We start from the raw sequence: 15,053 nt of genomic DNA, 5'->3' as shown, positions 1-15,053 counted from the left end.
CTAGACCTCAAAATCTTTTCTACACAGTTTTTCCTCTAAAGCTGCATAGCCCTTTTCCAATCCATATGAAAAAGTAATCTTTCCAGATAAATCTTTTATACTCAGCCATTCAAGCAGTGAAAGCTGATCATCAAAATCATCATAGCGAAGATCAGTCCAGCCAGCATTAAAAAAGAGCCGTACCAAATCTGTTTGGACATAGTATTTATGTTGAAACTCTGGGCACACCATAATGGTTTCTTCAGTGCCATCCACTGTATTTTTAATAGTGGCTTGCATTTGGTCGAAATTGAACGTGATAAAACCATTGTCAAACATGGCCTTGCCGCACCGTGTTTGCTCATTCGCATATTTCGCGGTTATCAGATTTATTTTCACACCATCACCCGGTGCTCTGCCCGGGGCATTTACCCCTTCGTAGGGTATTGTACCGCGTAATTGAATATATGTTTCAACCTTCTTATTATCGCTTACCGCAGCGGCACTGCGGCCTTTTATAACTTTCGGGGTAAAGCTGTTCCAGTTAAGCCTCTCTTTCGCAATAAATTTGTAAGCGATAGTAAGCGGATGAATGAGCGTTTCAAATGCCAGCCCATTTGGCACCTCGGTCCATGCGCGGTTACCTGCGCTGGGTGAACGAACAGCCCCTTCCACCAAGGCAATATCCAGAGATTTCAGCCGCCCCAAACTTCTGTATAGCTGTCCCAATTTGCTGTGGGTAAGCTCCTTGCCACTGCCTACTGTTAGAAACCTTTCATAGTAGGGATTACCGCTTAAAAGATAGGTAATAGGCAGGGCTTTCTCTAGCGCATAATAACTCAGGGCAAAGGTTGAGGCCCGATAGGTTTCTGCATTCTGCTTTAACAAGGAAATTTCTGCAGCATTTGTCGACATAGGTTTTTCAATGGCACATTTAACACCGGACGAAACCAGTGCAGATAAATAAGCAAAATGCGTGTCTGACGGTGTCGCAATGATAACCGGAACTTGTTCAGCAACAGTATCTGCCACGATCGCACTTTTGGCCGCATTCTGCACTAATACCTTACCTGACTTTATAGTCTGGGCACCTGCAATATCGTCCGTGATTGTATAGACCTTAACATGACGCTTCGTGAGGGGGCTTAGGAAATCCTGCTCACCTTTCATGCGCTCACGGAGCAACGCGGGCAATATCCTGTTGATAACAACATCCCCCGCACCAATAATATTAACAGTTGTCGTAGATTTAAATTTGGTCGTCGGCACCATGGAACGCAAATTAGCAAAAAAGACAGTGAAGTAAAAAAAACTAAGTATTTTTAAAAAGGTGACCTTCCACTCGCTTAAATTGGAGTTCTTAGTTGCGTTAAAAATCGCCTGTATGAGCTCCCACGGGCTTTCGCCAGATATATAGGAAAATCCCATAATCTGTACGCCCAGCACCAGCGGAAACATAACAAAATATTCAGCGGGATGATAAAGCGTATAGCGTGCTTCAGCAAAATTACGCCAAAACAAATAGTAGCTAATCCATGTAAATGCTTCGAATGTTAAAAGGCAAACAAGCCCGGTGATGATAATGCGCCAGCGCTCCATATTAATGGCAGGGTAAGACGCAAGCCATGAAGCAATATTATCACCACACACATAAGCAACGATAAACATGCCCATAACGACCAGAAAATAAACTTCTGTGTCCTTTGCATGAAAATCAGGGCGCTTTTGTACTTCTCCTAGGGAGTAATGCATCCGCACAAAACGCACAAAACGCTTGATATGTTGCAAAGGACTGAAAAAGCGAAAGAAGCGAAATGTGTGCTGCATCAGCCATGTAAGGGGTGAATAGTGGTTTTCCCACAACGACAGCATTCTATTTTCTTCGCCAGAAATCCTCGCATAATACACCTTCACGGAATTCCACGACACCAGAAAAGATACAATCACCAGTGCGCCCACAAGCTGAAAAACAAGCAACGGCAACGGCAGAGCATTTATCAGTGACAAGACAACAAATGCAGAGACACTTATTTTTGCCACCAGTTTATAGAGTTCTGTCATCAGTGTCTTCTTAGGGTCATTATAAAGCTCAAATAAAAAGGCCGGGTAATGCCCAGCCTTTGAAGTTTAGGTGTAAACTTTAGCGAGAGTCCAGCCCCTTGTCATACCGGGGCAAGTACCCCGGTATCCATGAGTAGCGGTATATTCTGAAATCCTAAAGATGGCCCCCGTGGTCAGGCCACGGGGCGTAAGCTGTTGGGCAGAGCGGTATCGTTAAATACCCTCGCCGCCCATAAAGCCATTCGATGTCAGATAACCGTTTTCTTCCAGATAATCTATAATCTGGTCGGCGCATTCCTCGGCTGATTTTTCACCCGTTTTTAGGTGAATATGGGCATTTTCAGGCGCTTCATACGGGCTATCGTAGCCAGTGAAGTTTTTAATCTCGCCCGCTTTTGCCTTTTTATACAGGCCTTTCGGGTCACGCTCTGCACAGGTTTCAATCGGGGTATCGACAAACACCTCGATAAATTCGCCGTCTTCCATCAAGTCTGCAACCATGCGGCGCTCAGCCCGGAACGGCGAGATAAAGCTTGTCATAACCATCAGGCCAGCGTCGACCATCAATTTTGCCACTTCACCCACCCGGCGGATGTTTTCTACCCGGTCGCAATCTGTAAAGCCAAGGTCTTGGTTAAGGCCGTGACGCACGTTATCGCCGTCGAGCACATAGGTGTGGCGGTGCCGTGCAAACAGGCGCTTTTCTACAATGTTTGCAATGGTGGACTTACCAGAACCGGAAAAGCCCGTGAACCACAATATAGCTGGTTTCTGGCGCTTCATGTCTGCGCGGGCCTGCTTGTTCACATCCATTGCTTGCCAGTGGATGTTTGAGGCACGACGTAGCGCAAAATCGATCATGCCCACACCCACTGTGGTGTTGGTAATGCGGTCGATAATAATGAATGAGCCCATATCGCGGTTGGTGCCGTATGGGTCAAACGCAATGCGGCTATCAAGGCTGATATTACAGATACCAATTTCGTTCAGGTCGAGCTTTTTGGCGGCTGTGTGCTCTAGCGTGTTCACATTCACTTTGTGCTTCAGGTCGGTTACCGAGCCGGGCACCATTTTGTTCGCTGTTTTAAACAGGTATGGCCTGCCGGGCAGCATAGCATCTGCCGACATCCAGATAATTTTTGCTTCAAACTGGTCTGCGGCTTCTGGTGGGCTGTCTTTACCGGCAATCACATCACCGCGCGAAATATCAATCTCGTCTGTCAGCGTTAGGGTTACCGCTTCGCCCGCGACAGCCTCGTCTAGCTCGCCGTCATACGTGACAATAGATTTGATCGTGCTTTCCTGCGCGTTTGGCAGCGCCTTGATCTTGTCGCCCACCTTGATGGTGCCAGAGGCAATCGTGCCAGAGAAGCCCCTGAAATCAAGGTTCGGGCGGTTCACCCACTGCACCGGCATACGGAACGGCGCAGCTTGGCGTGCATCCCCTACCGGAATTGTCTCCAGATGGTGCATAAGCGCGGGGCCCGTGTACCACGGTGTGCGGTCACTTTTAGTGATAATGTTATCACCCTTCAAGGCCGACATGGGGATCGCTTCAATGGTGCGGAAACCAAAATCTTTCGCAAATTCCCTATAGCCTGCCTCAATCGTGCGAACCACACTTTCGCTGTAATCCACAAGGTCGATCTTGTTCACCGCAAGCACGATGTTCTTGATACCCAAAAGCGACGCAATAAAGCTGTGACGGCGTGTTTGGGTCAGAATACCCTTGCGCGCGTCGATCAGCAGAATGGCAAGGTCAGCGGTTGAAGCGCCCGTTGCCATATTGCGGGTATATTGTTCGTGGCCTGGTGTATCCGCCACAATGAACTTGCGCTTGTCGGTACTGAAAAAGCGGTAAGCGACATCAATGGTGATGCCTTGCTCGCGCTCAGCCGCCAGCCCGTCCACCAGCAAGGCGAAATCAATTTCCTGGCCCTGCGTGCCCATTTTTTTACTGTCGCTTTCAAGCGACGCGAGCTGATCTTCAAAGATCATTTTACTATCGTACAGCAAACGGCCAATAAGCGTGGATTTACCATCGTCAACACTGCCGCAGGTAATGAACCGCAGCATGGATTTTTCTTCCTGCGCCTTTAGGTACGCCTGAATGTCTTCTGCAATAAGGTCACTTTGGTGGGACATTTAGAAATACCCCTCTTGTTTTTTCTTTTCCATTGAGGCGCTGCTATCGTGGTCGATAACGCGGCCTTGGCGCTCTGATGTTTTGGTCAGCAGCATTTCCTGAATAACGTCGGTCAGCGTTGCCGCCTCACTTTCCACTGCACCGGTTAAGGGGTAACAGCCAAGCGTGCGGAAACGCACCATTTTCATTTCTGGTGTTTCGCCTTCATTCAGTGGCATACGGTCATCATCCACCATAATAAGCTGGCCGTCGCGCTCCACAACTGGGCGTTTTTTAGCGAGATAAAGCGGGATCATCGGTATATTCTCAAGGTGGATATACTGCCAGATATCAAGCTCGGTCCAGTTAGAAAGCGGGAACACACGAATGCTTTCACCCGGTGATTTACGGGTGTTATAAATGTTCCACAGCTCTGGGCGCTGGTTCTTTGGGTCCCACCGGTGCTGCGCAGAGCGGAAAGAGAATATCCGCTCTTTCGCGCGAGACTTTTCCTCGTCGCGGCGCGCGCCGCCAAAAGCTGCATCAAACTTGTATTTATCAAGCGCCTGCTTCAAGGCCGTTGTTTTCATAATGTCTGTGTGTACCGCGCTGCCGTGCGTAAACGGGCCAACGCCGTCTTTTACGCCCTGCTCATTAATATGCACAATAAGATCAAGGCCATACTGCTTGCATATTTTATCGCGGAACTCGATCATCTCACGGAATTTCCATGTGGTATCCACATGCATAACCGGGAACGGCGGCTTACTAGGGTAAAACGCTTTCATCGCCAGATGCAGCATCACACTGCTGTCTTTACCAATGGAATACAGCATAACCGGGTTCTCGACCTCAGCCGCAACCTCGCGCATGATGTGGATACTTTCGGCTTCAAGCCGCTTTAGGTGTGTCAGCGTTTTTGTCATTAAACAGGTACCAATTGCGTCCATTATATTTTAAGCGCGCTGCGATAAAGACACAGCCATAAACATATCAGGCTTTTACAGATGGGCGCTGTTTAACGCAAGAACAACATAAATTGAAATAATATTTTCTTATGCATGGGTAAAAATAACCTACACAAGAATTTTATTCTAATATAATTAATATTATTGCAATGATAATCTCGCCGCCCTTTGAGTAAGAACATTCTCTAATTCATTAATACGCGACCAGTGCGTATTCTTTTTTGAGGCAACCGCAAATTTTTCCTTCATAGCGTTCAATTCTGCGCCCGCCTCCTCAAGCTGCCCGGCGTGTATAAGGCACCTTATAAGCGTGTACCGGGCCTGATAAAAAGGCCGGATACGGTCAATAATAAAGCCCTGCGCCTTGCGGGCAAAGTCTAGTGCTTCTTCCTTTTTACCAATAGACAAGGCCATATTGGCGGCATGCACCAAAGCCAGATAGAAATCCGGGTTATTTTCTACAGCCACTATAATGTCACTATAAGCACCTTCTAGGTCTTTGCGCTGCCGCTTTAAAATGGCGCGTTTTAAATGAAGAATGCTAGCGCTAAGCCCGTCCATGTGCAGCAGGCACGCATCAAATGCCGCTTCAATATCATCGCCCCGTTCCCCAAGCACATCATGCCTGTAGAGGGCGCGAATAGCATCTGGATAGCGTGTTATTGTCCCCGTCATTGCTTGCCACGGCGCAGCCGAACCGGGGGAGCAACAGGACAGAACGAACTGCTCCATACCAAAAAAATGGTTCAGCAGCGGCGGCAGGGAATGGTCTTCATTTCGGATTGTGTGAATATGGACATTATCCTGCCGGGGTAACTGTAAGGAACCCCAAAGGTCATAGGCGCACAATTCCCCGTAAAAACAATGAAACTGCGTGGTTTCTGCCGCTTTAACAGCCGCCATAAAAAGCTGTTTGCGGTCATCAGGGATCGTTTCTTCGCATAGCTTGTTAAAAAAGGCCCCTTCTGTGCCAAGCGCGACCTCCACACCTGTTGCGATACAGTGGTCAGCCTTTACCATGGCACCGTATAAAATAGCCCCGTAGCCCCCCATAGAGCCGCCGTAGGTAATAACCTCGGTGCTACCTAGTGCGCGCAATTCCTGTTCCAGTCTTTCCGCCACGTCTGCCGGGTGGTCCCCCAAACCGGGAATGGGGTTCAGGTACCAATTATTATTGGGGCAATTTACATACACATAGTTTGAACTGAGGTCCGTAAAAGCGCGCGTACCAGAAAACTTTCCCGCTCGCACCCGCGCAGAAGAAAAAACCACCAACGTGCGGCTTGCACCATTATTAACAATCTTGAGAAACTCGGACATTTCCAAGCCTAATCCACAGGGCTTTTCTTTAAGTTATCCACCATAAACTGATTAAAGCGGTCACAAAGAGCATGATACTGGCTGTTGAAATAGCTGTAATCAAGTGCATCATAAAGCTCGTAAATTGCCTCTGTGCCCTCCACAAGCTTTTCTACCGGATGGGCCGGTATATTCAGAAACTCGCATAGCTCCCGCGTTCTGCTGTCATGTGTGATAGCAAGGGTCGGGATACCTTTCATCAGCGCCATCATATTGCCGTGGAAACGGGCGCCATAGGAAAAATCAATGTCAGAGAGAAAGTCCGACCATTCCTGATATGTAAAAAAGATCCCCACATTGTTCAAAAGCCATTCGCGGCCTCTTTCCAGATCAGAATCTGCTATCTCAAAGTGCTTGCGAAAACGCTTTAGGGCATCTTCATCTATTTTTTTGGAGAAGCCAATATTGCCTTCCAGCATCTCGGTTTGAACCACAAGCTTGTAGTTATGATCGAAACCCTCGCGGAACATACGCTTCTGATAATCTCGCAATTGGTCATCGGCGTGATATTTCTTGCGGTCCCGCTTCATGGTTAGGGAAACCTTGAAGTTTTGAAGCTCATCACGTTTTGGAACGGTTATGCGGAAATCTTTATCATGACTATTAATATAGTATGACGGGCAGCCATTAACCTCGACATTTTTAACCCCACACTTTGATAGAACTTCCGCTGTATAACTGCCCCTCACACCGATCCGGTCAGAACGCTCCGCGATCAACTTCATGAAGTTGATGGTACCGCCGGGGGGCGTTAACTCTACCTGACTAGACTCCGCCTGCGCCCCCACACCAAAGGCCATGACAGGCAGGTTTACGTTCTTTAATGCCCGGTATATAAAAGCAAAATCAGCCCGCTCGTTGATCATATTGGCACCCGCCACCACAATGATATCAAAGTTTTCTTCAAGGTAAACTTTATCAGCAAACCGCAACTGCGACAATTTCATGTATGTAACCGTGCCCGCATCACCCGCCGCACGCTTCAGGTGATACATCGCGCCGTGCCCGATCATATAATTACCGGAGTTACCGCCAGATAATACCATCAGCTCTTTGAGGTCTTTACCGACAATGTCTGCCTTGTCCAGGAAATGGCCTGCACCAGTCATTAAAATTCGCATTGTAATCCTTTTACTGATCAGACTTTAAGTGTTTCGAAAAGTATCAGGTCACTCATGGTATCATGAATTTCCGGCACAACTGCAATCCGCTTCAAGCCGCCATTTGTTTTAATTTTAAAAGCAGACACACCCGGCTCAACTTTTTGTTTGTAGGCCATATTCTGTGAAAACTGCCAATCAAAATCGAAAAGCAGTTTCATGGATGACTTTTCCTGTGACCGGTTAACCAGTTTCAATACAAATTCAGCCGGCATGGGGTTATCTTCCGTTGTCCGGAAAATTATCGCGGGGTGATCCCCTGTCGCAACAAGCCCGCCCTTGGCCTTGTCGGGCGCTATCTGGCGGTTAACACGTTTAATTTTCAAGGGGTCAGGGTGGTTTTCAGCCATCACCTGCTCAACGCCGTAATAAGCCAGCGACACCTGCTTGTAGCCTGTTTCAGGGTCGATAAAATCTCGGCAGTTCTGTCGCTGTTCTGGTGTAACGGTCAGATTCATAAAATCTGTCGCGGCCTGTATAAATTCATCTTTGCTTTCAACAGCCCTATCATAGTTAATCAAGAGCATTGGTATATCCAGCTTTTCGATTAATTCTGCCATGATCACATTTTGTCGCAGCGAAAATCTGAGCGCATTTTCCACGGTCGTATCGTTTTTGGACCGGTTGACCTGGCTCATTGTTGTCGAAAGCATATTCCGAAAAACGAACACAAAATGAGGGTTGCGAATATCAGGCAAAAGTTCCTCGATATAATGCAAGCTATGGGGCATTTTCCAACCCCATGCTGGCGTTTCTGCATTCCTGACTGCAATACGCTCCCGCAGTTCATCAAGGTCTTTTGTTAAAAACTTTGGATCCTCGTGATTTTCACCCAGGCGGCTGCCTAAATCCACACCGAGTTCCCGAAAGGCACCAGCAACCATGGAAGTGCCCCCACGAGGAGCCCCCATAATAACCAGTGTCTTTTCCTCACTTTTCGACGGTGTTCCGAGAATTATGTGTTTATTTGCCATATCAATACCAAGTTACACCCTTTTGAAGGGCCAATTATTACAGGGCACTTATAAGCTTGCCCTAGCCAAAAGATCAAGGCGAGAATAAGCGTAAAAACACACGCCCACCCCCAGCATAACTGCCCATACCAACACCCTAAATGACAAGGAGAGTGTGTCTTTATCAAGACATATTAATGCCAAGTCTATCAATCATCTCGCGTCTAAAGGCAACGACTGCATCCTGTAACGTGGGCGCATGCGTATCCACCACGCTGTAATCGCCAACGGTAATATCGCCTTCTATTGGAAACCCTATAAAATCTGCCATTTCGCGTATAGATAGTTCCTGATTTTGCAGAAATGCTTCGAGCGTAATTCTGTAACTGGGAATGCCCGCATCTTCCACCGCGTTAAGGATATGCTCTTGCTGCTCAAAGCGTAAGCATCGCTTAATCCACCCGGTTATGCCTGAAGCCCATGTCTTCACAATGCGTTTCTTATCTGTCTTTTGGGTCCAGACAGAGCGTTCGATGGACTGATCCAGAAACTCTGCCCTTACAGACTGGGTGATATGGTCATCTTGCGACACAAGGATGACTTTAGCCCCTGACTGTTCCAGAAACCGAATAAACCTGTTCAATTTAAAAGGCGTATTATCAAAGACCGCTTGCAATACATCTATTTGCAGCAAGCTGAAAAAGTGCCCTTTCCTGCTAAACCGGCGCTGAGCAGCATCATAAAACCTGCTAACCTGAAAATGCTGGTGCACAGACAACCACGACACAAACAGACGCCCCAAATGTTCATGAAACAGCGGAAGGCCGTTTTCTACAAACACCTGCGCAATAAATTCTGCGTCAGCATAAGCCGTTGACAATATAAAAACCGGTTTCCCATAAGACTGGGTGTCTAGCTGTACATACGGTACCGTAGGCAACATACGCGGGGACCTGTCTGGCCCGGTGAGCGCATAAGTATAGGTTCCTGATACAACGGTTTTGTCTGGATAGCGTGCCTGAAGCTCTCTAACCAGAGCCATCTCACCCTGCTGGCAAAAAACCAGTATCTTCTCGATTTCGTCAGTTACGGCTTCATGCACCGCATGAAGAGAGGCAAGCTTGCATTTTAGCCTGCGCGGCGAACTATTTTCCACTTCGTGCAGAAAAAAATCATCGGCAACAATCAGGTGGTCAGCATCATACTGGTTGATAAAAAAGAACCATGACCAGTGCCTCATGTGACGAAAAAAACGCACGCGCCACGCCTTATTGTCAACTAACATCTGGTCATTTCCTTAACTACCAACATCTGCATCAAGCAGAAACATCATACTCGCTTTACGTAAAGTTATAGGCCATCCATAGGCAATAGCGAACAGAAAAGTCAAACCAGTTTATTTCTGGCTCACTTCATCCATCATCTCATCAAAGCCTATACCGAAGCATAATCGCTTCTGAACTCACGACGACCAAGAACACAAACGTCACTGATGAATAGGCTGATAAATGGGAATATGCATGATAGCGCCAATATTTTTATCGGCGCGCTTTGTTAGCGCCCCCGAATTTCTGTAATGCCCTTAGGAACACCGTACCCAACATCCAGATAAACACCGTGCCTGCAAACACTGTAATCTTGATCCGTGCAATGCTCAAGAAGCTCAGAATCGTAATTTGGCCACACCATCATAACGCCGATCGACAGACGCTGTGTTTTATCGCGTCCATAAAGAGGCAGGCTATAGTTTACCATATCAAAAACCAGATTTTCCCGGCAAAAATAGCGCCAATCAGCTTCTGCCGCGCACGGACCGGAAAAGATAACATTAAAATACCGGTGTAATCGAGCCCAGTCTTCCGGGCCGTAAGTATCCATATGGTCGCCAATTAAAAAGCGATGATTTGTTGAACGCTCAATCCCGGTACCTCGGTGCCGAAAACGAATTTCGTTATCTTCATTTAGCTCCATCATATAAAGATAGGGCAGCAGGCTCTTTACTTTTGCAGGGGAAAATTGTTTTCGGAACGGAATACCACCAGCGTCTTTTGCCATTTCGTGCCAACAGGATTTGAGCGATGAAAACAGCCGTTTTGCGTCTTTCAAATGCTGGTCCGATAGTCTTTCGCTTTTTGGCAAAGCGCTCATTTTTACTCCAACCACCAAAGGCATATACATCGCTATAATAGTTTATATCACATACTAACCGCCAATGTAACCAAAAGCCTTCAGTCTAGACAGGACAAAGGGCTAGCGCCGCATGGCATCAAGGAAGTATTTTGCTTTGCGACCAAGCCGGGTAACGGGCGCAAAAGGCCCGGCAGCGATTGGGCCACCGCGCGGTGTGCGGGCCAGTTCTTCCACCAGTGCCTCAGGGCTGTAGCTTGCACCTTCCGGCCAGCGCACATAGCGCGCATAAACGCAGTAAAGCGCATAAACAAGGGCATCGAGCGAAAGCTTGCGCCCCCGGCGCGGCAAGCTACACATGTCCGTTGTCAGGCCCCAGCCCGCATAAAACGGCATGCCATATGTGGTGACATTTTTACCTGAAATAAGCGCCTCAAAACCTGTCAGGCTGGTCATGGTATGAACACTGTCCACCGCTTCAAGCACATCAATGATATCAGCTTCGGTAATAACTTCCTGTGCTGTTTGGGCAAGCACTGTTTGCGGTACATCGCCCGCCCGGTTGCCGCTCACCACATCGGGGTGTGGCTTGTAAATAATATAGGCATCCGGCTTTGCGGCTTTCACAGCCTCAAGCAACCCGGCATTGGTTTTAAGCGTGGGCGACCCATACTGGATACTGGCATCTGCCTCCACCTGCCCCGGCACCAAAATAACCTCGCGCTTACCCGCCGCCTCGCGGAAATTTAAGGCCCCATGTTCGCCCACATTATATTTGCTCACACGGGCAGAGCGTATTTTATGTCGCAAGCGCTCGCCGCGCGCTATATCAGCATCGTCAAACTTGTGCGCCGCCAAAAAACTTTCCAGATCACTCGGCGCCGTACCGTCATAATATATACCCGTTCGGTCAAGCACCAGAGATGAAGGCCGCCTCAGATCACTGCCCAGCCCAACAGAGCGCAAGAAGCCATCTTCCATACGCCACACCGGCACATGTGCCGGTATAACTGCGGCTTCCGTATCGTGCTTTCGGCCCCACAGCACAACCATATCACCTTCTTTATAGTCAAGGGCTGCAAGCACTGCTGGCTTGATAAACTGAACAGTGCCAGCACCCACACCCAAAAATTCTGGTATAAACCCGCGCTTCCAAAGGCTAAAGCCAACAGCAAAGGTACGCTGTGCTCGTGGCCGTGCCATTTGCCGCTCGGCAACCAGCAGGTCCAGAATGCGCTCAATCTCAACCCGTTTGCCGGTATATGGGTCGTTATAAACGGTGTAGAGCATATAGGCGGCGGCAAACAGTTCAGCAAGGCTGCGGTTGGCAATGCGCGCTTCACACAGTTGTTTGTCGTGTGTCAGGCCCCAACCGGCATAAAACGGGAGGCCGTAACAGCTTACTTTTTTACCCGCGATCAGCCCTTCAAAGCCCATCTGGCTTGTCACCACATACACCTGATCAACCTTTTCGATCAGGCTCTGGGGGGCAACATCGTCTGCCACAAATAGCACCCGGTCCATTACACGCTCTGGGTCATAGTGGCCACGTTTCTGGCCCAGCATGACATCAGGGTGCACCTTCACCAGCACCAGCGCCGTAGGGTTTTCGGCCAGTGCATCTTCCAGCATGGTGCGGAACATATCGTCAGACGCCATACCGTCAGTAATCGATTTATCACCGAATGTCTGGTCTACCACCAGCACCTTGGGGCCTTTATAGGCCGCAAGCTCAACCTGCAGCCATGCCGGTATTTCAGCGGGTGACTGATTATATTTTGAGATACGCCATCTGCGCATGCGGGCCATGGCCGTTTCGGCCCGCTCGATAAGGTCGGGCGTAATCCAGTCATCCTGGTTCAGCATATTCTCAAGGTCGCTGGGGCTGTGGGCATCATAGTAAATACCGGTGGTATCAATAATAAGCGAAAGCCTGCGTTTATCAATTGCCGGGTGGCTTAAATACCCAATAAAACCATCTTCAAGCCGCCAATATGGCAGCCCGTTTTTTTTGGCATACAAGCGGGCCTTTTCGGTATTGTCTTTCTGGCCCCAGCCCACAACTACATCTGCTGGCGTTGCTGATGAAAGCCCCAACTTTACAGGCCGCCCCAAAAGTGCAGCCATGGCTTTGTCGCCCGCTATCCCACGTGAGCTGGTTAAAGCTTTTGGCCCGGTTGCCGCCCGGATTTTATCATCGCTCATGACTGTTTCCTGAAATAAGCCCGAACCGCTTCTAGGTCTGCCTCGGTATCCACCCCGTGGGGAGGGGCGCTGCTAACAGCCTCAACCAGAATTGTCATGCCCGCTGCCAGCGCTCGCAGTTGCTCAAGCTGTTCTATGCGCTCTAAGCTTGCAGGCCGGAGCGATATAAGCTGCTTTAGCGTTGCAACACGGTAGGCATAAAGGCCAATATGACGCTGATAGGAAAACCGTGACAGGTCAATAACACCGCTACGGTCATAAGGGATAGGCGACCGCGAAAAATAAAGCGCATAGCCCGCCCTGTCTGTTACCACTTTAACAATATTGGGGTTTGATACATCCTCAGGCTTTAGGATAATGCATGAAGCCGTTGCGATCGCAGCCTCTGGGTTTTCGGCCAGCGCCGTCCCCACTTGTTTTACAAGCTGAGGCGGCATTAGTGGCTCGTCGCCTTGCAGGTTTACAACAACCTCATCATCAGCCCAGTTCATTTTAGCCGCAACTTCGGCTATGCGGTCCGTACCACTTTCATGGTCGTTTTTTGTAAGCACCACCCGTGCCCCAAAAGCAGCGGCTGTCTTAACCAGCCGGTCATCATCCACCGCTATAATAATATCGTTCCTGTCATCCACTGCCTCAACCGCGCGTTCCCAGACATGCTGGATCATGGGTTTGCCAGCAATATCAGCAAGCGGTTTGCCCGGTAGGCGCGTGGAACCATAGCGCGCTGGTATTACAACCTTCATTGCACAAGGACCGTCGTAACGCCGCTTGCCGCCGTTTCAAGCGACAGGCCCAGCTGGCCCGCTAAATGGTCGCATGCCTCGCGCACCGCACCCCTGCCGCCATCCCGCGCCGTTACAAAATCAGCGCTTTTAATAACCGCCGTAACGGCATTTACCGGCGCTATTTTATAGCCGCATACCTGCATGACAGGCAGGTCATTCAGATCGTCGCCCATAAAAGCAACCTCGGCAAGCGTCACACCCATATCAGCGCATATATCTTCAAGGCCTTTTATCTTGTCACCGCATGCAAGGCGGCGGTGATAAACCCCCAGATCGTCAAGCCTACGCTCAAGAGCCGCACTTTTGCGGCCAGAAATAACCGCAACCTGAACCCCAAGCCGCGATAAAAGTTTCATGCCCATACCGTCCTGCGCGTTAAAAGCTTTCATCTCTTCGCCAGCCGCAGTGTAATAAAGCGTGCCGTCTGTCAGCACGCCGTCCACATCAAGGGCTAAAAGCTTTATGGTCATGACAAACCCTACTCCGTTACAACCGGATCAAAGGTTTTTACCAGATCATCAATCGCCTTCATCTGCGCAAGATAGGGTTCAAGTGCATCAAGCGATAAGGCACAAGGCCCATCACACAAGGCTTCATCAGGGTTTGGGTGTGCCTCAAGGAAAAGGCCTGCAATACCAAGCGCCATGCCACTGCGGGCAAGGGCTGCCGCCTGCTCGCGCCTGCCACCCGCACTATCAGACCGGCCACCAGGGCGCTGCAAAGCGTGGGTTGCATCAAACACAATAGGGGCCAGGTGTCTCATCTGGTCCATGCCCAGCATATCAACAATCAGGTTATTATACCCAAACATGCTGCCCCGCTCACACAGCATAATCCGGTCATTGCCGCTTTCTTCAAATTTTCTGATGATATGCTGCATTTCAGCCGGTGCCAAAAACTGCGGTTTTTTTACATTGATAGCTGCGCCCGTTTGGGCCATGGCCTGTACCAAGTCGGTTTGCCGCGCCAAAAACGCCGGTAGCTGAATAACATCTGCCACATCGGCTGCTGGCCGGGCCTGTTCTGGTTCGTGCACATCTGTAATGGTAGGTACGCCGAATTCAGCCTTAATATCGGCAAGAATTTTCAGGCCTTCGTCCAGCCCCGGCCCGCGAAAGCTGTGAATGCTCGACCTGTTCGCCTTGTCAAAACTTGCTTTAAACACAAAGGGAATGCCAAGCTTTTTGGTAACTTCTACAAAATGCCCGGCAACCTCAAAAGCCAGATCACGGCTTTCAATAACATTCATTCCGCCAAAAAGCACAAAAGGTGTTTCATTCGAAACAGTAATATCACTACCGATCGAGACCGATTTAACCATATCTTAT

The 15,053-nt window shown here is 49.0% G+C and carries 12 protein-coding genes; all 12 read right to left on the bottom strand.

What is annotated here, in order from left to right; genetic code table 11:
• The 12 genes from ICL80_RS05820 to kdsA all read right to left on the bottom strand — a co-directional run bounded on the left by ICL80_RS05820 (position 1) and on the right by kdsA (position 15,046).
• The gene (locus tag ICL80_RS05820; protein WP_194215155.1) at positions 1-2,040 is read right to left on the bottom strand and encodes a Gfo/Idh/MocA family oxidoreductase; all 2,040 of its coding nucleotides are present in this window, start codon (positions 2,038-2,040) and stop codon (positions 1-3) included.
• A 213-nt stretch (positions 2,041-2,253) separates the two neighbouring features.
• On the bottom strand, positions 2,254-4,185 hold the full coding sequence (cysN, locus tag ICL80_RS05815; protein ID WP_194215154.1) for a sulfate adenylyltransferase subunit CysN: 1,932 nt from the start codon (positions 4,183-4,185) through the stop codon (positions 2,254-2,256).
• Positions 4,186-5,091: a sulfate adenylyltransferase subunit CysD gene (gene cysD, locus ICL80_RS05810; protein ID WP_194215153.1), complete on the bottom strand. Its 906-nt coding sequence runs from the start codon at positions 5,089-5,091 to the stop codon at positions 4,186-4,188.
• 183 nt (positions 5,092-5,274) lie between these two features.
• Positions 5,275-6,453, bottom strand: a complete 1,179-nt coding sequence (locus ICL80_RS05805) for a hypothetical protein (protein WP_194215152.1) — start codon at positions 6,451-6,453, stop codon at positions 5,275-5,277.
• Positions 6,454-6,461: 8 nt separating this feature from the next.
• Positions 6,462-7,613: a polysaccharide pyruvyl transferase family protein gene (locus ICL80_RS05800; RefSeq protein WP_194215151.1), complete on the bottom strand. Its 1,152-nt coding sequence runs from the start codon at positions 7,611-7,613 to the stop codon at positions 6,462-6,464.
• 17 nt (positions 7,614-7,630) lie between these two features.
• Complete coding sequence (locus tag ICL80_RS05795) at positions 7,631-8,626, bottom strand: sulfotransferase family protein (RefSeq protein WP_194215150.1); 996 nt, start codon at positions 8,624-8,626, stop codon at positions 7,631-7,633.
• Between the two features lie 163 nt (positions 8,627-8,789).
• Entirely contained in the window at positions 8,790-9,890 is a 1,101-nt protein-coding gene (locus tag ICL80_RS05790) for a hypothetical protein (protein ID WP_194215149.1), read from the bottom strand.
• Positions 9,891-10,159: 269 nt separating this feature from the next.
• Complete coding sequence (locus ICL80_RS05785) at positions 10,160-10,753, bottom strand: PAS domain-containing protein (protein ID WP_194215148.1); 594 nt, start codon at positions 10,751-10,753, stop codon at positions 10,160-10,162.
• A gap of 102 nt (positions 10,754-10,855) precedes the next feature.
• Complete coding sequence (locus tag ICL80_RS05780; RefSeq protein WP_194215147.1) at positions 10,856-12,937, bottom strand: capsular polysaccharide biosynthesis protein; 2,082 nt, start codon at positions 12,935-12,937, stop codon at positions 10,856-10,858.
• Positions 12,934-13,683: a 3-deoxy-manno-octulosonate cytidylyltransferase gene (kdsB, locus tag ICL80_RS05775; protein WP_194215146.1), complete on the bottom strand. Its 750-nt coding sequence runs from the start codon at positions 13,681-13,683 to the stop codon at positions 12,934-12,936. Before kdsB ends, ICL80_RS05780 begins: the two co-directional genes overlap by 4 nt.
• The gene (locus ICL80_RS05770) at positions 13,680-14,195 is read right to left on the bottom strand and encodes a KdsC family phosphatase (RefSeq protein ID WP_194215145.1); all 516 of its coding nucleotides are present in this window, start codon (positions 14,193-14,195) and stop codon (positions 13,680-13,682) included. The genes kdsB and ICL80_RS05770 overlap by 4 nt, the downstream gene beginning before the upstream one ends.
• Before the next feature lie 8 nt (positions 14,196-14,203).
• Positions 14,204-15,046 (bottom strand): 3-deoxy-8-phosphooctulonate synthase, encoded by an 843-nt coding sequence (gene kdsA, locus ICL80_RS05765; protein ID WP_194215144.1) that lies wholly within the window; start codon positions 15,044-15,046, stop codon positions 14,204-14,206.
• Positions 15,047-15,053: the final 7 nt, after the last annotated feature.

Source organism: Kordiimonas pumila, from assembly GCF_015240255.1.
GTDB classification, from domain to species: domain Bacteria; phylum Pseudomonadota; class Alphaproteobacteria; order Sphingomonadales; family Kordiimonadaceae; genus Kordiimonas; species Kordiimonas pumila.
Note: the sequence above shows the minus strand (reverse complement) of the source record. Positions and strands in the feature narration are given on the sequence as shown.